Origin of the sequence: Bacillus sp. JJ1566 (genome assembly GCF_036962685.1) — a bacterium.
Lineage (GTDB): Bacteria > Bacillota > Bacilli > Bacillales > Bacillaceae_L > Ferdinandcohnia.
Genome location: NZ_JBALOP010000010.1, coordinates 91,496 through 113,329, shown reverse-complemented (window position 1 = coordinate 113,329; position 21,834 = coordinate 91,496). Strand labels below are relative to the sequence as shown.

The 21,834-nt window shown below is 39.5% G+C and carries 19 protein-coding genes; 15 read left to right on the top strand and 4 right to left on the bottom strand.

What is annotated here, in order from left to right:
- Positions 1-326: 326 nt before the first annotated feature.
- From V7112_RS06060 to pruA, 5 genes are all read left to right on the top strand, one after another.
- On the top strand, positions 327-1,013 hold the full coding sequence (locus V7112_RS06060; protein ID WP_335416744.1) for a heptaprenylglyceryl phosphate synthase: 687 nt from the start codon (positions 327-329) through the stop codon (positions 1,011-1,013).
- A gap of 195 nt (positions 1,014-1,208) precedes the next feature.
- Entirely contained in the window at positions 1,209-3,437 is a 2,229-nt protein-coding gene (gene pcrA, locus V7112_RS06055) for a DNA helicase PcrA (RefSeq protein ID WP_335416785.1), read from the top strand.
- Between the two features lie 204 nt (positions 3,438-3,641).
- Positions 3,642-5,648: an NAD-dependent DNA ligase LigA gene (gene ligA, locus V7112_RS06050; RefSeq protein WP_335416741.1), complete on the top strand. Its 2,007-nt coding sequence runs from the start codon at positions 3,642-3,644 to the stop codon at positions 5,646-5,648.
- A 13-nt stretch (positions 5,649-5,661) separates the two neighbouring features.
- Positions 5,662-6,888 (top strand): CamS family sex pheromone protein, encoded by a 1,227-nt coding sequence (locus V7112_RS06045; protein ID WP_335416738.1) that lies wholly within the window; start codon positions 5,662-5,664, stop codon positions 6,886-6,888.
- Positions 6,889-7,210: 322 nt separating this feature from the next.
- A complete protein-coding gene (gene pruA, locus V7112_RS06040; RefSeq protein ID WP_335416736.1) occupies positions 7,211-8,758 on the top strand; it encodes an L-glutamate gamma-semialdehyde dehydrogenase in 1,548 nt (515 codons plus the stop codon).
- A 57-nt stretch (positions 8,759-8,815) separates the two neighbouring features.
- Here the strand turns inward: pruA and V7112_RS06035 are convergent, their stop codons facing one another.
- The 3 genes from V7112_RS06035 to V7112_RS06025 all read right to left on the bottom strand — a co-directional run bounded on the left by V7112_RS06035 (position 8,816) and on the right by V7112_RS06025 (position 9,992).
- Entirely contained in the window at positions 8,816-8,977 is a 162-nt protein-coding gene (locus V7112_RS06035) for a hypothetical protein (RefSeq protein ID WP_335416734.1), read from the bottom strand.
- Positions 8,978-9,204: 227 nt separating this feature from the next.
- Positions 9,205-9,507 (bottom strand): iron-sulfur cluster assembly accessory protein, encoded by a 303-nt coding sequence (locus tag V7112_RS06030; protein ID WP_335416732.1) that lies wholly within the window; start codon positions 9,505-9,507, stop codon positions 9,205-9,207.
- Between the two features lie 167 nt (positions 9,508-9,674).
- Complete coding sequence (locus tag V7112_RS06025; protein WP_335416729.1) at positions 9,675-9,992, bottom strand: thioredoxin family protein; 318 nt, start codon at positions 9,990-9,992, stop codon at positions 9,675-9,677.
- Between the two features lie 202 nt (positions 9,993-10,194).
- Between V7112_RS06025 and gatC the strand changes: the two genes are divergently transcribed.
- Genes gatC through gatB form a run of 3 tightly spaced genes read left to right on the top strand, consistent with a single transcriptional unit; the run spans position 10,195 to position 13,404 of the window.
- Positions 10,195-10,485 (top strand): Asp-tRNA(Asn)/Glu-tRNA(Gln) amidotransferase subunit GatC, encoded by a 291-nt coding sequence (gene gatC, locus V7112_RS06020; RefSeq protein WP_335416727.1) that lies wholly within the window; start codon positions 10,195-10,197, stop codon positions 10,483-10,485.
- A 15-nt stretch (positions 10,486-10,500) separates the two neighbouring features.
- Entirely contained in the window at positions 10,501-11,958 is a 1,458-nt protein-coding gene (gene gatA, locus V7112_RS06015; RefSeq protein ID WP_335416725.1) for an Asp-tRNA(Asn)/Glu-tRNA(Gln) amidotransferase subunit GatA, read from the top strand.
- A gap of 15 nt (positions 11,959-11,973) precedes the next feature.
- Positions 11,974-13,404: an Asp-tRNA(Asn)/Glu-tRNA(Gln) amidotransferase subunit GatB gene (gene gatB, locus V7112_RS06010; protein WP_335416723.1), complete on the top strand. Its 1,431-nt coding sequence runs from the start codon at positions 11,974-11,976 to the stop codon at positions 13,402-13,404.
- 521 nt (positions 13,405-13,925) lie between these two features.
- Here the strand turns inward: gatB and V7112_RS06005 are convergent.
- Positions 13,926-15,155 carry an MFS transporter gene (locus V7112_RS06005; RefSeq protein WP_335416721.1) on the bottom strand — a complete coding sequence of 410 codons (1,230 nt, stop codon included), beginning with the start codon at positions 15,153-15,155 and terminating at the stop codon, positions 13,926-13,928.
- A gap of 111 nt (positions 15,156-15,266) precedes the next feature.
- On the opposite strand from V7112_RS06005, the gene V7112_RS06000 reads away from it, so the two are divergent.
- The 7 genes from V7112_RS06000 (at position 15,267) to V7112_RS05970 (ending at position 21,632) form a co-directional block, all read left to right on the top strand.
- Entirely contained in the window at positions 15,267-16,994 is a 1,728-nt protein-coding gene (locus tag V7112_RS06000; RefSeq protein ID WP_335416719.1) for an ABC transporter substrate-binding protein, read from the top strand.
- 83 nt (positions 16,995-17,077) lie between these two features.
- Entirely contained in the window at positions 17,078-17,335 is a 258-nt protein-coding gene (locus V7112_RS05995; protein ID WP_335416718.1) for a DUF3949 domain-containing protein, read from the top strand.
- 139 nt (positions 17,336-17,474) lie between these two features.
- Positions 17,475-18,017, top strand: coding sequence for an RNA polymerase sigma factor (locus V7112_RS05990; RefSeq protein ID WP_335416716.1), 543 nt, complete (start codon positions 17,475-17,477; stop codon positions 18,015-18,017).
- Entirely contained in the window at positions 18,018-18,461 is a 444-nt protein-coding gene (locus V7112_RS05985) for a hypothetical protein (RefSeq protein WP_335416714.1), read from the top strand.
- Positions 18,458-19,552, top strand: a complete 1,095-nt coding sequence (locus tag V7112_RS05980) for a hypothetical protein (protein ID WP_335416712.1) — start codon at positions 18,458-18,460, stop codon at positions 19,550-19,552. The genes V7112_RS05985 and V7112_RS05980 overlap by 4 nt, the downstream gene beginning before the upstream one ends.
- On the top strand, positions 19,552-20,505 hold the full coding sequence (locus tag V7112_RS05975) for an exosporium protein E (protein ID WP_335416710.1): 954 nt from the start codon (positions 19,552-19,554) through the stop codon (positions 20,503-20,505). Before V7112_RS05980 ends, V7112_RS05975 begins: the two co-directional genes overlap by 1 nt.
- Positions 20,506-20,723: 218 nt before the next feature.
- On the top strand, positions 20,724-21,632 hold the full coding sequence (locus V7112_RS05970) for a diacylglycerol kinase (protein WP_335416708.1): 909 nt from the start codon (positions 20,724-20,726) through the stop codon (positions 21,630-21,632).
- The last annotated feature ends 202 nt before the right edge of the window (positions 21,633-21,834 follow it).

The following is a 21,834-nucleotide window of genomic DNA, read 5'->3' as shown; positions in this document are numbered from 1 at the left end:
GTTTATGCTATGAGTTTTTCCAGATTCATACAAATATCCATTTATAAGTGAGGTTTATGTTTATGGCATTTCCTTTATTATCCAATAGTCCGTTTATATATGATGTTTCTACTATGACCTTTACCATTATCAACCAAAAGTCCAATGATAAAGAGGATTTTGTCATATCCAAAAGTGAAATTAAATAAGGTGCTTATGTGATTCTACCTACCAAACTCATCAGCCGCCATCTAATTATTACATTTTTTGCGAAATCCACCTAGGTATTAATAGATGCGTGTAGTTTTGTTATAATGGAGGAATGGAAAGATGAATGGAGGATCTTCATGTACGATTTTAGAGAATGGAGACATGTTTTTAAGCTGGATCCAAATAAGGAAATCAGCGATGAACATTTAGACGCAATTTGTGAATCTGGTACTGATGCGATTATAGTTGGTGGAACGGATGGGGTGACGCTAGACAATGTCCTTCACCTCATGTCCCGAATCCGACGCCACACGGTACCTGCTGTTTTAGAAATTTCAAATATAGAGTCAGTCACACCTGGCTTTGATTTATATTTTATTCCAACCGTTTTAAATAGCAGTGACACAAGATGGATGATGGGCCTGCATCATGAGGCGGTTAAGGAATATGGGGAAGTTATGAATTGGGATGAAATGATTATGCAAGGTTATTGCATCCTGAACGAAGACTGCAAGGCAGCTAAACTTACGCGTGCCAATGCTTCCCTAACGAAGGATGAAACGATCGCCTATGCTATAATGGCGGAGAAAATGTTTTCGCTCCCGATTTTTTACTTAGAATATAGCGGAACCTATGGCGATATAGAAGTCGTAGAGGCAGTCAAAAACAATCTACAAACAACAAAACTGTTTTATGGCGGTGGAATAAAGACTGCCCAGCAAGCAAAAGAGATGGGCAGACACGCAGACACAGTTGTCGTTGGAAATAGTATTTATGAAGACTTAAATACAGCTTTAAAAACAGTACAAGCTGTTAAGGGATAAGCATGGAAATTTATTAGCAAATCGGGTAAAATAGAATGTATGTTCGATTCATTCAAGTTTAAAACCCCGAATGTATAAAATTATAGCCTCCGGCGGATGCCACAGATTTTTAAAGGTATTTTTCGAGCAAGCTCGAAAAATTCTGGGCGCAAATACGCCAAGGCGTATTTGATTATGAATAGGACGGTGAAGAAGTTGCAATTTATCAGCAATAAATTGTTAGCGGGATTAAACGAACAACAACAAGAAGCGGTTAAAGCAACAGATGGTCCACTTTTAATTATGGCGGGTGCGGGGAGTGGAAAGACTCGAGTTCTGACACACCGTATTGCGTATTTAATGGTGGAAAAGGAAATAGCTCCATGGAATATTTTGGCGATCACCTTCACGAACAAGGCAGCTCGTGAGATGAAGGAGCGTGTTCAAGCGATCTTAGGGGGTGCGGCTGAAGACATTTGGATTTCAACGTTTCACTCCATGTGCGTTCGAATTTTACGAAGAGATATCGACCGGATGGGGTTCAGCCGTAACTTTTCAATTTTGGATACAACCGACCAACTTTCGGTTATCAAAAATATTTTAAAAGAGAAAAACATCGATCCGAAGAAATTTGATCCACGTTCGATTCTTGGCACAATTAGTAGTGCGAAAAATGAATTACAAACACCTGATGAGTATGAGAAAACAGCGGGTGGCATGTACGAGCAAATTGTTAGTGATGTCTATAAGTTGTACCAAAAACGCCTTCGCAAAAACCAGGCACTTGATTTTGATGATCTCATTATGACTACGATTCAGCTTTTCCAGCGAGTTCCAGAAGTGCTAGAATTCTATCAACGGAAGTTTCAATATATCCATGTGGACGAGTATCAGGATACAAACCGTGCACAGTATATCTTAGTTCAGCTCCTTGCATCAAGATTTAAGAATTTATGTGTTGTAGGGGATTCTGATCAGTCCATCTATCGTTGGCGTGGGGCGGATATCGCCAATATCCTTTCATTTGAAAAGGACTACAAACATGCTAAAGTAATTCTTCTTGAACAAAATTATCGTTCAACACAACGAATACTTAAGGCGGCTAATCAGGTCATCCAAAATAATATGAATCGTAAAGCAAAAAATCTTTGGACGGAGAATGATGAAGGGAATAAGCTTTTCTATTATCGTGCGGACAGTGAGTCCGGAGAAGCGCAATTTGTAGCCGGAAAAATACGTGAACTCGTAAATGGCGGAAAACGTTCCTATAAAGATATCGCGATTTTATATCGAACCAATGCACAATCCCGTGTAATGGAGGAAGTGTTGCTTAAATCTAATATCAACTATCAGATTGTCGGCGGTATTAAGTTCTATGACCGTAAGGAAATCAAGGATATTTTGGCATACTTACGCGTTATTTCAAATCCAGATGATGATATTAGTTTAGCGAGAATTATTAATGTGCCGAAGCGTGGAATTGGCGCAACCTCGATTGATAAAATTGCAAACTATGCAATTGCTCAGGACCTATCAATCTTCCAAGCTTTGCAGGAGGTTGAGCAAATCGGTTTAAGTGCGAAAATAACTAATTCATTACGTGAGTTTCGTGATTTAATCCATAATTGGGGCCAGATGCAGGATTATTTATCGGTTACTGAATTGGTGGAGAACGTATTAGAGAAGACTGGATACCTAGAAGTGTTGAAGACTGAAAAAACACTTGAATCTCAAAGCCGAATCGAAAACATAGAAGAATTTTTATCTGTTACACAAAACTTTGAGAAGGCTAATGATGATAAGAGTCTTGTGGCCTTTTTAACGGATTTAGCATTGGTAGCAGACATTGATAAGCTTGATGAAGATGAAAATGATAAAAATAATGCTGTTGTCCTGATGACCTTGCACTCAGCAAAGGGACTTGAATTTCCTGTCGTCTTTTTGATGGGCATGGAAGAAGGAGTCTTCCCGCATAGTCGTTCCTTAATGGAAGAGGCTGAAATGGAAGAAGAACGACGACTTGCGTATGTGGGAATCACAAGGGCAGAGGAAGAGCTATATATATCGAATGCCCAAATGAGAACTCTATATGGCCGTACTTCAATGAATCCAGTGTCCCGTTTCATTGCGGAAATTCCAGAAGAGCTTCTTGAAGATTTAGGTGAACAGCGCAGACAGCAAATGCGTACTCCGTTTTCTTCATCATCTTCGCCATCGAGACAACCTGAACGAAAAGTATTCTCCAGACCAATTGCACAGTCAACTGGTGGAGATGAAATTGGCTGGAAGGTTGGAGACAAGGCTGAGCATAAAAAATGGGGAATTGGTACGGTTGTTAGTGTAAAAGGAGAAGGGGAATCGAAGGAATTGGACATTGCATTCCCTAGTCCAACAGGAATCAAACGATTACTTGCAAAATTTGCTCCAATCACAAAGACAAATTAACTTTATTCAGTAGAGTCCTATATCAAAGTTAATGCTAATGCAATAGAACTAAACAATTCAGTTTGGGGTTTGACCCCTGACTAAATAAAGTTAATGCCTCCGGCGGATGCCACGATTTTTCAAAGGAAATTTTTCGAGGCAAGCTCGAAAAAAATCGGGCGCAAATACGCTATGGCGCATTTGATTAAGGAGAGGATTGGATCTATGGACAAAATGGCAGCACAAGAAAGAGTTCATGAGCTTCATGAGCTTTTAAATCAATACAATTATGAATACCATGTATTGGATAATCCCTCTGTACCAGACGCAGAATATGATCGGTTAATGCGGGAATTAATCCAGCTTGAGGAGGAATACCCTGAACTCAAGACTGGGGATTCTCCTACCGTCCGCGTCGGAGGGCAGGTTCTCGAATCCTTTCGAAAAGTAGAACACCAAATCCCTATGCTAAGTCTAGGAAATGCATTCAATGAGCAGGATTTACGTGATTTTGACCGCCGTGCTAGACAGGCAGTTGGTGATTCTATTTCCTATGTGTGTGAGTTAAAGATAGATGGTCTTGCTGTGTCGCTTCGCTATGAGCAAGGGCGTTTTGTCCAAGGCTCAACTCGTGGTGATGGGACAATTGGTGAAGATATTACCGTTAATCTAAAAACAATCCGTTCGATACCTCTTCGTTTAAAGAGGGCACTTGATATTGAAGTGCGTGGGGAGGCGTTTATGCCAAGAAAATCATTCGAAAAGCTAAATGCTGCAAGACTTGAGAATGAGGAAGAACCATTTGCGAATCCACGAAATGCAGCAGCTGGTTCATTAAGGCAGCTTGACCCGAAAATTGCCGCTAGCCGTAATCTCGATATCTTTTTATATGCCATTGCTGATACAACAAATTTAGGTGTTGAGTCACATAGTGAAGGCCTTAATATGCTTGATGAAGCAGGGTTTAAAACAAATCCAGAACGAAGAAAATGTGCAAGCGTTGAGGAAATCCTTGGTTATATTAAGGAATGGACAGAAAAGCGTCCAACACTTGCGTATGAAATTGATGGAATCGTGATAAAGGTTGATTCCTTCGACCAACAGGATGAGCTTGGTTTTACAGCAAAAAGTCCGCGTTGGGCGATTGCCTATAAGTTTCCTGCCGAAGAGGTCGTTACCAAATTAATCGATATCGAATTAAGTGTGGGTAGAACGGGAGTCATTACACCAACTGCGATTTTAGAGCCAGTTCGTGTTGCGGGTACAACCGTTCAGCGTGCATCCCTTCATAATGAGGATTTAATCCGTGAAAAGGATATCCGTATTGGAGATTCGGTTGTTGTGAAAAAGGCAGGGGACATCATTCCAGAGGTTGTGAATGTTCTTGTTGAAAAACGAACGGGCGATGAGTCGGAGTTCTTCATGCCGACACATTGTCCTGAATGTAACAGTGAGCTAGTCCGCCTAGACACAGAGGTAGCATTACGCTGTATCAACCCGAAATGTCCAGCTCAGATTAGGGAAGGTTTAATTCATTTCGTTTCTCGTAATGCAATGAATATTGATGGTCTCGGAGAAAAGGTTATTTCACAATTATTTGCTGAAAAACTAATCGCCGATGTTGCTGATATTTACACATTGACGCACGAACAACTAATTAATCTTGAACGAATGGGTGAAAAATCAGTAGATAATTTGCTTACTGCCATTGAGGCATCCAAGTCTAATTCCTTAGAAAAGCTATTATTTGGTTTAGGAATTCGCCATGTGGGGGCAAAGGCTGCAAAGACCTTAGCACAGCACTTCGAAACAATGGATAAGCTTCAGGCTGCTACTCTGGAAGAACTGACGGCAATCAATGAAATCGGGGAAAAAATGGCAGATGCGGTTGTCACTTATTTCGAGCAACCAGAGGTTCATGATCTTTTAAATGAACTACGTGAATATGGTATTAATTTGGAATACAAGGGTCCTAAGCTTGTATCAGTGGAAGATAGTGATTCCTACTTTGCTGGAAAAACCATCGTCCTCACAGGGAAGCTTGAGCAATTAACTAGGAATGATGCAAAAGCAGAGATTGAGGCTCTTGGAGGAAAAGTTACAGGAAGTGTAAGTAAAAGCACAGATCTTCTAATTGCAGGTGAAGCAGCTGGCTCAAAGCTTACAAAAGCACAGGATTTGCAAATTGAGATTTGGGATGAGGATAGACTGGTACAAGAACTAAGGAAGTAAGAGGTGTTCGAGCGTGAGAAACCTATACATTCTAGGCTTGGCGTTGTTGCTTCTCTTATCTGGATGTGCCCCGAAATTTGACCAAGAGACAGAGGTCGTTCAGGATTCAGATAAAAAAGCAGAAAAAGCGATCATACCTAGATATAATATTTCAGATTCCTATTATAAAGCGGTTATCCCTTATAAAACAGGAAAAGCACGGGGGATTGTCTCAGCGTATATTAACAATCGTTTGGATATTGATGAATTTGAGACTGGATTGATGCGAATTGCTCAGGATCAATTCCCATCGAATAAATACTTTTTCCAGGAAGGGCAGTATTTAGAAAAAGAAACGGTTCAAGACTGGTTAAAGCGAAAAAGATCCGATGCTCAGCAAAAAGCCTATGAAGTGGCGCAAGCGAAAGCGAAAAATTTAAAAAGTGTGAAAGAATTGCCAAATGAAGGGCTAAATCCGATTTTTGACACCTCAAATGAGGACCCAGGTTATGAAGCGGCGATGCAAAAAAGCCCGATTTATATTGGGGCGATTACGGAGCAAAATTATTTAATTAAAAATAATGAGGATAAATTAGAGGTTGGAGGGATTGTCATCGGGATTGGCATGAACTCCCATCACTATTACAATCTTCCTGCTTCAATGGGTGGCTATCCAAGGGATGTACAGATATCCAATGCCGATATTGAGAGCGAAGGGAAAAAAGCCGCTGAGGAAATCATTAACCGAATTCGAACCCAGAAAGAATATACAAGTATTCGGGATATTCCTATAGTTGTTGCTCTATTTAAACAGGAGGCGGCTAGCTCTGTTGCTCCAGGGAACTTTATTATGAAGGCAAAGGTAGATGCGAACTCCTTTAAAATTGGAAAGTGGGAAACCATCAATGAAAAGTATTATTTCTTCCCATCAACAGAGGCGAAAAATAATTATCGTGAGGACTCATTAATGGTACAAAACTTTTCTGATGCGATTGCGGATTTTTTCCCGAATTTCACAGCAGTTGTCGGAAAAGGCTTTTACAAGGATGAAGAATTACAGGAGCTCACGTTAACCATTCCAATGCAATTCTATGGAAAGGCAGAGGTAATCGGATTTACCCAATATGTAACAGGCCTAATCATGGAGCATTTTGAGAACTATATTTCACTTCAGGTTTATATAGAATCCGAAAGTGGTGCAGAAAGTGTCATCATACGGGATGCAGGTGAAAGTGAACCAACCGTACACGTCTATAATTAAACGCAGAAAACAAGATCTAACCATTTGGGTTAGGTCTTATTTTTTGTGTTCATTCTCATTTGAAGAAAGCGCTTTATTTTAGTAGAATGATATTGTTAGTTTAACTTTATTTAGCAGAAGCTCCTACTCCTGCTAAATAAAGTTAAAGCCTCCGGCGGGTGCCACAGATTTTTAAAGGGTAATTTTTCGAGCGTAGGATCAAAGACTAAGAGCGCCACTTCCTGTGGCAACGTCTTTGTGACCCACCTCGTGTGGGCCTAAAAAATCTGAGCGCAAATACGCCGAGGCGCATTTGATTTACTACAAAGGGAGGCGAAGTAGAATGGTAGTACCATATAAACATGAACCATTTACGGATTTTTCAATTGAAGAAAATAAGAAAGCGTTTGAGGCCGGCCTTAAAACTGTTGAAGCTTATTTAGGCAATGATTACGACCTAATCATTGGTGGTGAGCGTATCTCAACCGAAGATAAAATCGTCTCTGTTAACCCTGCAAACAAGGAAGAAGTGATTGGCCGTGTTTCAAAAGCAAATCGTGAGTTAGCTGAGAAGGCTATGAAGGTCGCCCATGAAACTTTCCAAACATGGAGAAAATCAAGCCCGGAAATGCGTGCTGATATTCTTTTTAAATCTGCAGCGATTGTTCGTCGCCGCAAGCATGAGTTCTCCGCTATACTCGTAAAAGAAGCGGGTAAGCCATGGAATGAAGCGGATGCGGATACTGCAGAGGCGATTGATTTCATGGAGTACTATGGACGTCAAATGTTAAAATTAAAGGATGGAATTCCAGTAGAAAGCCGTTCAATTGAGCATAATCGTTTTACTTACATCCCATTAGGTGTAGGAGTTGTCATTTCGCCTTGGAACTTCGCGTTTGCGATTATGGCTGGCATGACAACAGCTGCCTTAGTTTCAGGTAACACTGTATTACTTAAACCAGCTAGTACAACTCCAGTAATCGCTGCAAAATTCATGGAAGTTCTTGAAGAGGCAGGATTACCAGCAGGGGTTGTTAACTATATTCCAGGAAGTGGCTCTGAGGTTGGTGACTACTTAGTAGATCACGCAAAAACTCGGTTTATTAGTTTTACAGGTTCACGTGATGTGGGTCTACGAATCTACGAACGTGCTTCCAAACTAAATGAAGGCCAAATTTGGTTGAAACGTGTAATCGCGGAAATGGGCGGTAAAGATACAATTGTCGTTGATAAAGAAGCAGATTTAGAATTAGCGGCAAAATCAATTGTTGCATCTGCATTTGGATTCTCTGGACAAAAATGTTCAGCTTGTTCACGAGCAGTTGTTGTAGAAGATGTATATGATGAGGTTTTAAACCGTGCTGTTGAATTAACTAAAGAATTAACAGTCGGGGATCCTGCGCAAAAGGCAACCTATATGGGGCCGGTTAATGACCAAGGTGCTTACGACAAGATTATGAGCTATGTTGAGATTGGAAAGAACGAAGGAAAACTACTTCATGGCGGAGAAGGTGACGACTCCAAGGGCTGGTTCATCCAACCAACCATCTTCGCTGATGTTCGTGAGGACGCACGCATCATGAAAGAAGAAATCTTTGGCCCTGTAGTAGCGTTCAGTAAAGCCCGTGACTTTGACCACGCGATTGAGATTGCGAACAACACAGAATATGGATTAACAGGTGCGGTTATTTCAAACAACCGTGCAAATATCGAAAAGGCAAAGGAAGACTTCCACGTGGGTAACCTTTACTTCAACCGTGGATGTACAGGTGCAATTGTAGGCTATCAGCCATTTGGTGGCTTCAATATGTCTGGAACGGACTCAAAAGCGGGCGGCCCGGATTACCTAATCCTTCACATGCAAGCAAAAACAACATCAGAAATGTTGTAAAAATAAAACTCCCACTCTTATCGTAGAGTGGGAGTTATTCAAATATGGGCTTAATTCTTATTCTGTTTCCTCTTCTGCTTCATCCTCTGTCTCTGTTTGATCACTTTGTTCAGTATCTGGCTGTTCTTGTTCAGTATCCGTATCTTCGCTGCTGCAAGCCGTCATTAAGAAAATAGCTAGTAGAGAAGCGCCAATTTTAAACAATAAGTTCTTTTTCATTGGTTACAATACCTCCAGATAATATTTTTATGGATTGGTTGACTAGCTTCCAATCTAGTAACAATATACAATAGATCATTTGCTAAAAGACATGATTTACAGTAAACATACATACTATTTATATTTTATAGAAAATGATAATAAAAACGTCATTTTAAGTGGTAGTAAGGTCTCTTGACCTTTTGAATGAAAACAAAAATGGCCCGGAGAATTCTCCGCGCCTAATATTAATGGTGGTGATGACCTTTTTTCGGATTTGTGATGACAAATTGTTCTTCAGGAACGTAGTAAAATTGAATCCAAATGCCATCTAAAAATTCAGCATCTCTCGTGTCAAGCAGGACCTCAACATCTTTATCGGTTTTTACAATTTCATCGTGCTCTGTTGGGTTATCAAATTGAAGAGCATAATGGGCATGGTTGCCGTGATGTTCCGTGATGACAACACGAAGCATTTTACCTTCTGATTCTTCACTTTCAAGCATTTGCTTCATTACTTTTGCCGCATTACGATTGATTTTTACGTTCATACTGAATCTCCCATTTCCAATTAAAATTTATACTACTATTTTCTCAGTATTTCTGAAAAATAACAAATATATAGCCTTTTTCTGAAAAAAGTTCAACTAAAAAAATAGATTGAAAGTAAATATAAAAAGCCATTACTGCACTTAGGCAATAACGGCTAACTTTATGATTAGATTCCTAATCCTTCAAGGTATTCATTTACTTGCTCAGGAGTTTTTGCGTTTGCACTGTGTAAGTGGCCAAGCTTTTCTCCACCTTTATAATAAAGAAGACTTGGGATTCCCATAACATCATATTTTTCAGCGATTTCTGGGAACTCGTCCTTGTCCATGCTATACCATGGAACACGATTGTGAGTTTCAAGAATCTCACCAATGAACGCTTCTAGGCGTCGGCAATCTGGACACCAAGTTGTATCAAATTTTACAATAGCTCCTTCAGATTGAATAATCTTATTAAACTGTTCGACAGAAGTAATTCTTTCCATACCTATCACTCCAAATGCTATAATTTGTAATCCTACTATAACAAATTCCATATCTAAAAGAAAAATTATCTGCCTAAACGGATTTTTGCGTTGGTTCCTGTCGAATTCGGGAAGAATGAGGGAGGAATTGTTGCCGAAAGTGAGTAATTTTTGATATTATCAGTATATTACCTAAGGGTATGGACGGTGGAGGTGAAGGGAAATGTCGAGAATTTCGATTGAAGAAGTAAAACATGTTGCAAATTTAGCACGTTTAGCTGTGACAGAGGACGAAGCAAAGGTGTTCCAACAACAGCTGGATGGGATTATTTCGTTCGCTGAACAATTAAATGAATTAGATACAGAAAATGTGGAGCCAACTTCACATGTTCTTTCCGTGAAAAATGTAATGCGTGAAGATGTTGCAAAAGAAGGATTGCCTATTGAAGAAGTATTAAAAAATGCACCAGATGCGAAGGATGGTCAGTTCCGTGTACCAGCTATTATTGAATAAAGGGGGGGAAAAAGGATGTCACTTTTTGATCGTAAAATCTCAGAATTACATTCACTTTTACATAAAAAAGAAATTTCAGTATCAGACCTTGTTGAGGAATCATTTAAGAAAATCAACGCGGTGGATGATAAGGTACAAGCCTTTTTAACATTAAATGAGGAAAATGCAAGAGAATATGGGAAGCAATTAGATGAAGCACTCGGAAACAGCGCTGATCTAGGCTTATTATTCGGTATGCCAATTGGTGTGAAAGACAATATCGTTACGAAAGGTCTTCGCACAACGGCGGCAAGTAAAATTCTCGAAAACTTTGATCCAATCTATGATGCGACAGTTGTCCAAAAGCTTAAGTCAGCTCAAACGGTTACGGTTGGTAAGCTTAACATGGATGAGTTTGCGATGGGTTCATCAAATGAAAACTCTGGATTTAAGGTAACGAAAAACCCATGGGATCTCGAACGTGTTCCAGGAGGGTCAAGTGGTGGCTCTGCAGCAGCAGTTGCTGCGGGAGAAGTCTTATTCTCACTTGGTTCTGATACAGGTGGTTCCATTCGCCAACCTGCCGCTTTTTGTGGAGTAGTTGGATTAAAGCCTACGTACGGAAGAGTATCACGTTTCGGCTTGATCGCATTTGCATCGTCATTAGATCAAATTGGACCAGTGACTCGTACAGTTGAGGATAATGCGTACCTTTTACAGGCGATTTCTGGTATTGACCCAATGGATTCAACATCCGCAAATGTAGACGTACCAAACTATGTATCAGCCCTGACTGGTGATGTTAAGGGTCTAAAAATTGCCGTACCAAAAGAATACCTTGGTGAAGGTGTGAATGAGGAGGTTCGTCAATCTGTTCTAGACTCCTTAAAAGTTCTTGAGGGACTTGGTGCGACATGGGAAGAGGTTTCACTTCCACATTCCAAATATGCACTTGCTACTTATTACTTACTATCATCATCAGAAGCATCTGCGAACCTTGCACGTTTTGATGGGGTTCGTTATGGATACCGTACAGATAATGCAGAAAACCTAATTGAAATGTACAAGCAATCGAGAAGCGAGGGCTTCGGTGACGAGGTAAAGCGTCGTATTATGCTCGGAACCTTTGCACTAAGCTCAGGTTACTATGATGCTTATTATAAAAAAGCACAAAAGGTTCGTACATTGATCAAGAAAGACTTTGAAGATGTACTGGAAAAGTATGATGTCATCATTGGGCCTACTACACCAACACCAGCATTTAAAATTGGTGAAAACATGGAGGACCCACTTACCATGTATGCGAATGATATTCTTACCATCCCAGTGAACCTAGCGGGTGTACCAGGTATTTCCGTTCCATGTGGTTTCTCAAACGGGCTGCCGCTTGGACTTCAAATTATCGGAAAACATTTTGATGAAAGCACAATTTATCGTGTTGCAGATGCGTTTGAAAAAGCAACCGATCATCATAAACAAAAACCACAATTGTAAGGGGGGAAAACAAAAATGAAGTTTGAAACAGTTATCGGGTTAGAGGTTCACGTTGAACTTAAAACCAATTCAAAAATATTTTCAAGCGCGCCAAACGAATTCGGGGCTGCTCCAAATACAAACACAAGTGTCGTTGAATTAGGATACCCAGGTGTTCTTCCGGTTGTAAATAAAAAAGCCGTTGAGTGGGCAATGAAGGCTGCGATGGCTTTAAACTGTGAAATTAACCAGGAAACAAAATTTGACCGTAAAAACTATTTTTATCCGGATAATCCAAAGGCTTACCAAATCTCCCAATTTGATAAACCAATTGGGGAACATGGCTGGATTGAAATCGAAGTGAATGGTGAAAAGAAAAAAATTGGCATTACTCGTCTACACCTAGAGGAAGATGCAGGGAAACTCACTCACTCTGGTCGAGGCTATTCATTGGTAGACTTGAACCGTCAAGGAACTCCATTGATTGAAATCGTATCAGAGCCAGACATTCGTACACCTGAAGAGGCATATGCATACTTAGAAAAGTTAAAATCAATTGTCCAATATACTGGTGTATCTGACTGTAAAATGGAAGAGGGATCACTTCGTTGTGATGCTAACATCTCATTGCGTCCAGTTGGTCAAAAAGAATTTGGAACAAAGACTGAGTTAAAGAACCTAAACTCATTTGCGTTCGTTCGAAGCGGTCTTGAATATGAAGAAATTCGCCAGGCGGAAGTTTTGTCTGAAGGTGGAGTGATTGAACAGGAAACACGCCGTTACGATGAATCTTCAAAATCTACTATTTTAATGCGTGTTAAGGAAGGTTCAGATGACTACCGCTACTTCCCAGAGCCTGACTTAGTCGATCTTTATATTGATGATGAGTGGATGGAAAGAGTACGCGCAGAAATTCCTGAGCTTCCAGATGCTCGTAAAAAGCGATATATCGAAGAACTGGGTCTGCCTGAATATGATGCAGCTGTACTTACTGTTACGAAAGAAACCTCGGACTTCTTTGAAGAAACAGTAGCAAACGGTGCAGATGCAAAGCAAGCTTCAAACTGGGTAATGGGTGAAGTTTCGGCTTACCTAAATGCCGAGCAGAAGGAATTACATGAAATAGCCTTAACTCCAGCAAGTCTTGCAGGCATGATTAAGCTAATCGAGAACGGAACAATTTCCTCTAAGATTGCGAAAACCGTTTTCAAAGAGCTAATCGAAAAAGGTGGAGACGCAGAAACGATCGTGAAGGAAAAAGGGCTTGTTCAAATCTCTGATGAAGGTGCCCTAACGAAGATTATCGTTGAGGTTATCGGGAACAACCCACAATCTGTCGAAGATTTTAAGAGTGGAAAAGGTAAAGCGATTGGCTTCCTAGTGGGCCAAGTCATGAAACAAACAAAAGGACAAGCCAACCCACAAATGGTTAACAAAATCCTTGTTGAAGAAATGAATAAGCTTTAATTGGAGAAGGGGACCTACTGGAGAGTGGGTCTCTTTTTCGTAGTGGTTGGGTGTAACTAGAGTTCCTTCTAAGACGAAACATCTTTCGGTGCACTAATCACAATGAGCTGTCTCGCAATCGGGTTCTATCGGTACAAGCTTTACTGAATTCGCGGTGAGCATGTCTCGCAAGAAGGGTTTAACGGTACATGCTTGAATGGAATCGTGAAGATCATGTACCGAAAGATGGTTCTAGCGGTACACGCAGGAAGGGAATCGCGGTGAGCATGTCCCGCAAGAAGGGTTTAACGGTACATGCTTGAATGGAATCGCGAAGATTATGTACCGTAAGATGGTTCTATCGGTACACGCCGGAAGGGAGTCGTGAAGAACATGTACCGTAAGATGGTTTTACCGATACACGCTTTGCAGAAATATTGAACAGTATGTGCCACAGACGACCTCTATCAGTGTGATTAAATTATTAAAAGGAGCGAATTGCTGCTCCTTTTTTGGGGTAATTTCATAGAGTTAAGTTCTAATTACACAAGCTTCCTAAAGGGATGTAAGTAAAGCCTGATAAACAAAATTAGGTATATGAATGTAGAAATGGCGAATAAAATAGGAATCGGAAACCATTCTGCCCAGAGTCCTGCAATAAATAGACCAAGAGGAACTGTTAATTTCATTAGCATGGAGGATGTTCCGGCGACACGGCCTAACAAATGATTAGGGGTAAATTCCTGACGAATCGTAAAGTATACAATATTGGATATAGTAGTAGCACATGTCCGTATGGCAAGGGCGATTCCAATCGTCCACCAATTTGGTGCGAAGATCAGACAGCCCATTGAAATTACCTCGACTAGTAGACAACTCGTATAAATGCTTCCTCTTCCAAAGCGTTTTCGAAAATGACTAATTAGTGATGCGCCAAGCAGCCCGCCAACTGCTGAAATAGTATACATAAGTCCAACTTCAGATGAGCTTGCTCCAAGTTGGTCTTTAACATAAAAAATGAGTACACCAATTACAAGACTGGCCGAGAAGTTACCGAATAACACCGTAATTGTTGGTGTTAGCAAGGTTTTATTATGTATCAGTTCATCGATTCCTTCCCTGATATCCATCCAAATTGAGTTTTGTGAGTTTACTTTTTGTGCTGTTACTGGAAGCTGAAAAAACAGTAAACATATAAATAAGAAGAGTAGACAGAACGTGTATACCGACAATGTTGCCGTATACGAAAAGACTACCAATAAAGTTCCAGCAAGTCCCGGCCCCACCATTTGGATTAATGTACTAACAAATGATAGCTTAGCATTTGCTGAGGTTAACTGTTCCTTTGTTACGATTTGCGGTAAAACCGAATGATGAGCATTTCCGAAAGTATAACCAGACGATGAGATAATGAACCCTAGAAAATATAAGTGCCAGACTTCTATGTTTTTTGAGAAGAGTAGTACAACAATGCTTACCATGGACATCACCTGTATAAAACTTGTCCAAAGCATCATCTTTTTTCGGTTAAACCGATCGACAAAGACCCCGGCTATAATACCAATAAGGATATTAGGAAAAAATTCAATTGCCCGCATCATACTCATGGCCAAAGCAGATTGACTTATTTCATAGATTAATAAAGGGATAGCAATCGTATACATTTGCATTCCGAAATTTGATATCGTGGCCCCACCCCAAATAAGTAGGAAGTTTTTATTTCTCCAAAGCGTTTGGCTTTCTTTCCATTGATCAAGTACTTTTACAGCCATACCAATACCTCCTATTGAAACAACTTCTATAAAAAGTATAAAATGGAAAAAGATGAACAAAAAGTGATGAATTGTAAAACAGTAGTTCACCTTTTTATGGAGGAAGTAGAGATGAAATTTTTTGACCATTTACTGGTGTTATCAGACCATTTTGATATAGATAATGAGACAAAAACATCTATCGCTCATATTTCACAGCTTTTAAATTGTTCAGAGCGTCATGTAAAAACGATTCTCCGTTATTTAGAATCGGAGGGCTACATAAAATGGGATTTTCAAAAAGGTCGTGGGAAAAAGCCAAGAATAAGGCTCCTATTTACAAAAGACGAGCTTTATTTTCAGAAAGCAAAGCGGTATGTTAAAGAAGAAAAATACCAAGAGGCATTTCACGCTGCTCAAGCTTTAAGTGATCGACAAAGGGAAGAATTTCAAAAATGGTTTTTAACACATATTGGTCCTTCAAATCAGGATATTAGTAAACAAGAGGTGGATGTCCTTAGATATCCCTTTTACGAAACAAATCTAATCATGGATCCGTTAAACCTTCGTTCACGACACGACTCTCATATGGTGAAGCAAATTTTTGATAGATTGGTAGAATATGAACCTTCTACAAATCAGCTTAAACCGAGCATTGCGCATTTCTGGGAGAGTAATGACGGAAGGAATTGGTCATTTTATCTGCAAAAAGGAATAAGATTTCACCATGGACGAGAATTAACGGCTCATGATGTAAAGGCGACATTTGAAAGATTTCCAGTTAATGATGTTTTATTAGAAAATATAGATTCGATAAAGGTGATTAGCAAAACATTGATTCAATTTCAATTACGAACAATTGATTATTTATTTCCACACTATTTATCAAGTATGAAAACTTCAATTGTTCCAATTGAACTAGTAAAAACAAACGAAATGAACTTTCGTAAAATGCCAATTGGAAGCGGACCGTACCAATTAACCTGCCATGATGAAGAGATGGTCCGACTAGAGGTTTTTACCGATTATTTTAATCGGCGCCCTTGGCTAGATAAAATTGAGATCATTAAGACTCCGACTTTGTTTAAATGGGAAGCAACGAATCCACTTTTGTTGACTGCACCAGATCAAAGCTGGAATGAAATACGCATGATAGAAGAAGGAGCTAAGTTTTTACTCTTTAACTGTCATAAAAATGGACCAATGAGACATAGGCATTTACGTGAACAAATCTATAAAATTGTGAACCTAAACGAATATTGTGAAACATCATCTGGCAATATAGTGGCCCATAGTTTTATAACATCTCAATCAGAGAAATATCAGACCCCTGACAGTTGTAACCAAACTGTGATTCACAAGCTAGACTCACCACTTAAAATCGCAGTCCAACAAATTCGAGAGGGAGTAAATCACGAAAGAGAAGCAAAGATTCTACAAACACAATTAACAAGAGCAGGTATCTCCTCAACAATTGAAATTGTTGATCTTCAGCTTTTTGACTATCCAGAAACGTTTCAAGCATTTGATCTCTTTGTAGGAGGGATTGCACTTACAGAGGACCGTTTACTGTCACTCATTACGACCATTCAATCGAAGAGATTAATGCTATACAAAAGTTTTAGCGATACAATGAAAGTATTTGTTGATCAGCAGATAAAATCGATGAAGGAAGTGAAAGACGATGCTGCCCGATGGAGAACCTACTTTCAAATAGAAGAGTACCTGAAATCTAATTATGCTATCCGCTTTTTAACACATAGATTCCATATAGTATACAAGCCTGATAATTGTTCTTATCAAAATATTGACCTTGATAGTAGTGGAAGGGTGGATTATCGGAAGGTGTGGAGGAAATGATTAAAAATTTCTATACACATGAAACCTTCTGATGTTGCTATTCGTAAACTAAGTATAAGTATTTCACTAAGGAGGATATGATGATGGGTGAAGGTGTTATTTGGTACGTAATCGGTGGTGTTCTTCTTCTTTATGTCTTAATTATGATTCCGATTCAGTACAAAAACATAGCGGCAACAAAGGAAGAATTTAAGAAAACCAAAAAAACACATAACGAAACATACGAGGACATGTCCTTTGAAGAACAGCAATTACAATTCAATCTTCAAGGAAGCCCCCTCAATTTACCATCAACATTAATCGCAGCCTTGATCTATAAAATACGTCATCGAAATAAATAACTAGTTAAGTAGACCTTCATTTTATGAGGGTTTTTTTTTATGTAAAAATCTTTTTTAATTTTTTTAAAAAAAACTGTAGGGTATAGTAGGGGTAAGTTCGTCTATTAGGGTAGACAAGAGAGAAAGGGGGAGAGTGTGATTGACGGATAAGGTTTTGATTGAGAAGGCAATAGCAGGCGATGAGCATGCCTTTCGCTTACTTGTTGAAAAATATAAGAATCTAGTATTCAAGGCCATTTATCCCGTTCTACGTCATGAAAAGGATGCCGAGGATGCTGCGCAGGAAGTGTTTCTAAAGATCTATTATGCACTCCCCCAATACAGTGCACAGGGCTTTAAGACATGGATTACTCGTATTGCAGTAAACCATGCAATCGACGTAAAGCGGAAAAAACAGCGGCAACAAGAAATAATTCTTGAGCCGGATGATCTTCCAGCACTCTCTTCGTCTGAGGAAACAGTCGTAATTCCACTTTTACGAAAAGAACAAAGAGAGCTGGTTAAAAATCGGTTAGACGATATGCCAGCGAATTATCGCAAGGTGATCGAAGCCTATTACATAGCGGAAAAAAGCTATAAACAAATTGCTGACGAACAGCAGGTTGAGGTAAAAACAGTTGAAACGAAGCTATATAGAGCCAGAAATTGGATGAAGAAACATTGGAAGGAGGATGATTTTTAAATGAGGCATTTCAGCAATGACGAGTGGTTATTGTATATAAAGGATAAGTTAGAAGAAGCAAAGCGGGAAGAACTCGAAAATCACCTGTTTTCCTGTAACCAATGTTTAGAAATCTATATGGAATTAGTGGAATCCCAAGCTCAGGAGTTACCTGACCTCGAAAATGATAGCTTTACAGATGAGGTAGTCACAAAGCTTCCTGTTAAAAAGGAAAAGCAAGGCAAAACGTTTTTACAAAGCCCAATTTTCCATTATGGAATTGCCGCAGTTGTCACATTGAGTTTGATGTCGACCGGGGTATTCCAAAGTATGACCGGCATTATCGGTGTAGTAGAGGCATCTAGTTTTTCAGAGCAAAAACAATCCGTAACAGATAGCTTGATGGAAAAGACGTTATCGTTTTTTGACATATTAGGAGCAAATCAAGAGGAGGGAGAAAAATGAGTTATAATCCAGTGCTAGCATTTTTCCTATCATTTATTCCAGGGGTTGGGCATTTTTATGTAAATCGAAAAATAAGAGGGTTCCTCTATGGAGCGGGAACGATTGGCTCCATCTTAATAGGAATCTTCAGTTTCATGATGGTTGGCTATGAAGATCCTTTAGTAGTCGGGCTTATCTTTGCATTTTTTATAGCGGTTATTAATGTTTTGGATATGATTATATTTCTGTTGCGAAATAACAAGCATAATCAAAAGCAGCAAGTGGTCCAAACAGAGGAAGGCCAGGTCATGGCAGTCCCAACTGATGATTCAGATCGATTCTATACGATTATTCTTTCTTTTATTCCAGGCTTAGGGCATTTTCAGCTTGGCTTGATTAACCGTGGCTTGACGTTTCTTATTGGATTTTTTGGATTAGGAACGATGGTTGTGTTTATTTCAGTATTTACGAATCAAGGGGCATTTATGGTGTTTCTTGGAATTCTCCCAGTTATTTGGGTATACAACATGTTTGACGCGGTTCAGCTTGTAGGTAAAAAACAGCGTGGAGAAGAATTGGTCGATAAGACAATTTTAGAGGATTTTGAGGAAACTAGACGAGAGCAAGGGCGTAAAAGCAAAACGCTTGCAACTGTTTTAGCGATTTTCCCAGGTGCAGGGCACTTGTATCTTGGATTGCAAAAACGGGGTATACAGCTAATGGCTGCCTTTTTATTCGCAATCTATATTTTAGATGTGCTTCGTCTGTCATTATTCTTGTTTTTAATCCCGATTATTTGGTTTTACAGCTTTTTCGATGCTCTCCAGAAGGTGTCAAAGCATGGTGAAGAGGAGCTTGAGGATGTTCCTGTTGTATCCTATATTGTAAACCAGCAAAAATGGGTTGGATTTGGGTTAATCGCATTAGGGCTTTACTATTTGCTTGTAAATGTCGTTCTTCCAACGGTAGGCCCAATGGTTGCAAGATTCTTTCATATTGATATTCAACACTTCTACTACACATACTTCCAGGGCACAATCATTTGTATCTTGTTAATCGGTGGTGGCTTGAAGCTTTTGGTAGGAAGTAAAAAACGGAAGGAGAATGCGTAATGAGAAAATGGCGTGTTGGTTCTATTTCAATGGGATTGTCTTTGATTTTACTTGGTGTTCTCCTTTTTGTATCACAAATAAAGGGAATGCAAATGATTGAGCCACTGCTTGTGTGGTGGCCAATCATTTTGATAGTGTTAGGAATTGAAATCGTTGTTTATTTATTTTTATCAAAACAAGAAAATCCAATCGTAAAATATGACTTTTTAAGTATTATTTTTGTAGGGATTATCGGGACGATAGGGATAGGATTTACTTTATTGTCGTCTGTAGGGTTGATTGATGAGGTTCAAGGTGTAATTGGCGCAGAGCATCGTTCAATGGATTTACCGGTTGTGGAGGAAAAATTGGCAGATGATATTAAACGTGTGGTTCTTGAAACGAATGGAGTGACAAGTAAAATCGAAGGCTCGGCTGCAAATGAATTACATGTGTTTGGGGTGTACCGGGCAACAGTAAATGAAAAAGCAGATCCAATCATTTCTGAAGCAAAGGATTATGTATTTACGAAAGTTGTTGGTGATACCATCTACGTGACATTGAAAGAACCTGCGAACGGGGCGGGACCATTTTCTACATACACAACAATGGAGCCAACGATTATTGTTCCAAGTTCGATACAATTAGAGGTTCGGGGACAGCATAATCATGTTTCGCTCTATCCCGGGTCCCTTGAAAACAATTGGGTTGTGGACGGGGCGTCAAATGTATCGGTTCATGTAAACGAAACGAGTAACATTCTATTATCTGCTGTTTCCAATAATGAGTTAAAGAGTGGAAATATGACCTGGGATAGCGTCGATACAACTGAACGAGGTGGTATTGATGAGGTTTATGAGGAAAGCACTAGTGAAAAATTGTACAAGGGTACAAAAAAGCTAGGAGAAGGCACTTATAAGCTCTCCATTTTTAATAGCGACCTTGTGACAGTGAATCTTGTTGAGAAAATGTAAAATTAATTGGAAAAGTGCGCCTTGGTTTTAGCTAAGCGCATTTTTTTTACAAGATTTTAGACAGGAAGGGCAACCTAATATTATTTTTTTTGAATAAGATGAAGTAAGTGTATTTGTGAAAAAATGGATTTTTTTGCTAGTGTCTAAATTGATTAAATCAATTGGATAAGCTATCATGTAACATAGACGATTGATTATCTTATTTTAGGATGATGAAAATGAAAAGGGCTCGTATTATATATAACCCAACCTCTGGGAGAGAGTTGTTTAAAAGACATCTGGCCGAAGTGTTGGAAAGGTTAGAAAAAGCCGGGTATGAAACCTCATGCCATGCAACAACTGTTGCGGGAGATGCAACGAATGCTGCGCGAGTTGCGGTTGAAAGAAGATATGACCTTGTAATAGCAGCTGGTGGCGATGGAACGATCAATGAGGTTGTGAATGGCTTGGCTGAACAGGAATACCGGCCAACTTTAGGAATTATTCCAGTTGGAACAACAAACGACTTTGCTCGTGCAATTGGGGTACCTCGAAACATAGAGGGTGCTTGTGACGTGATTGTCGAAGGAAATGCTGTTCCAATTGATATTGGACGGGTAAATGATAGATACTTTATTAATATTGCTGGCGGAGGTAGGTTAACTGAACTAACCTATGAGGTGCCAAGTAAGTTGAAAACGATGCTTGGACAGCTTGCGTATTATTTAAAAGGAATGGAGATGCTACCGTCGATTCGACCAACCGAGGTTAGCATTGAGTATGATGGAAAGCTGTATGAGGGCGAGATTATGCTATTCCTCGTTTCTTTAACGAATTCCGTCGGAGGCTTTGAAAAGCTTGCACCCGATTCATCGTTAAATGACGGTTTGTTTGATTTGTTAATTTTAAAAAAGGCAAACTTAGCGGATTTTATCAAGGTAGCGACACTTGCAATTCGCGGAGAGCATATCAATGACCCACATGTGATTTACACAAAAGCAAATCGCGTGAAGGTAAACCCTACTGAAAAAATGCAAATCAATCTGGATGGAGAATATGGCGGTTTGCTCCCTGGTGAGTTTGTGAATCTCTATAAGCATATTAATGTGTTGGTATCAAAGGAAAAAGCAGAGAAGATGGATGATTGAAAAATCTGGTGAGAGCCAGGTTTTTTTGTTTTGGATTTGAGAGTGAGAAGGAAACGTTCCCGTTTTGAATTAAGGAATAATAAAAGAGTAACGCAAGCAGGTGAATCGTGCCCGATTATTGGTTGAGGAGAGAGAAAGAGTAACGCAAGCAGGAGAATCGTGCCCGATTATTGGTTGAGGAGAGGAAAAGAGTAACGCAAGC

Coding starts and splice junctions, on each gene's coding strand:
- pruA (WP_335416736.1), top strand. CDS start 7,211: ATGGTAGTACCATATAAACATGAACCATTTACGGATTTTTCAATTGAA.
- gatA (WP_335416725.1), top strand. CDS start 10,501: ATGTCACTTTTTGATCGTAAAATCTCAGAATTACATTCACTTTTACAT.
- V7112_RS06035 (WP_335416734.1), bottom strand. CDS start 8,977: ATGAAAAAGAACTTATTGTTTAAAATTGGCGCTTCTCTACTAGCTATT.
- V7112_RS05980 (WP_335416712.1), top strand. CDS start 18,458: ATGAGTTATAATCCAGTGCTAGCATTTTTCCTATCATTTATTCCAGGG.
- V7112_RS06005 (WP_335416721.1), bottom strand. CDS start 15,155: ATGGCTGTAAAAGTACTTGATCAATGGAAAGAAAGCCAAACGCTTTGG.
- V7112_RS06025 (WP_335416729.1), bottom strand. CDS start 9,992: ATGGAAAGAATTACTTCTGTCGAACAGTTTAATAAGATTATTCAATCT.
- V7112_RS06000 (WP_335416719.1), top strand. CDS start 15,267: ATGAAATTTTTTGACCATTTACTGGTGTTATCAGACCATTTTGATATA.
- ligA (WP_335416741.1), top strand. CDS start 3,642: ATGGACAAAATGGCAGCACAAGAAAGAGTTCATGAGCTTCATGAGCTT.
- V7112_RS06060 (WP_335416744.1), top strand. CDS start 327: ATGTACGATTTTAGAGAATGGAGACATGTTTTTAAGCTGGATCCAAAT.
- gatC (WP_335416727.1), top strand. CDS start 10,195: ATGTCGAGAATTTCGATTGAAGAAGTAAAACATGTTGCAAATTTAGCA.
- V7112_RS05970 (WP_335416708.1), top strand. CDS start 20,724: ATGAAAAGGGCTCGTATTATATATAACCCAACCTCTGGGAGAGAGTTG.
- V7112_RS05985 (WP_335416714.1), top strand. CDS start 18,018: ATGAGGCATTTCAGCAATGACGAGTGGTTATTGTATATAAAGGATAAG.
- V7112_RS05975 (WP_335416710.1), top strand. CDS start 19,552: ATGAGAAAATGGCGTGTTGGTTCTATTTCAATGGGATTGTCTTTGATT.
- V7112_RS05995 (WP_335416718.1), top strand. CDS start 17,078: ATGGGTGAAGGTGTTATTTGGTACGTAATCGGTGGTGTTCTTCTTCTT.
- V7112_RS06030 (WP_335416732.1), bottom strand. CDS start 9,507: ATGAACGTAAAAATCAATCGTAATGCGGCAAAAGTAATGAAGCAAATG.
- gatB (WP_335416723.1), top strand. CDS start 11,974: ATGAAGTTTGAAACAGTTATCGGGTTAGAGGTTCACGTTGAACTTAAA.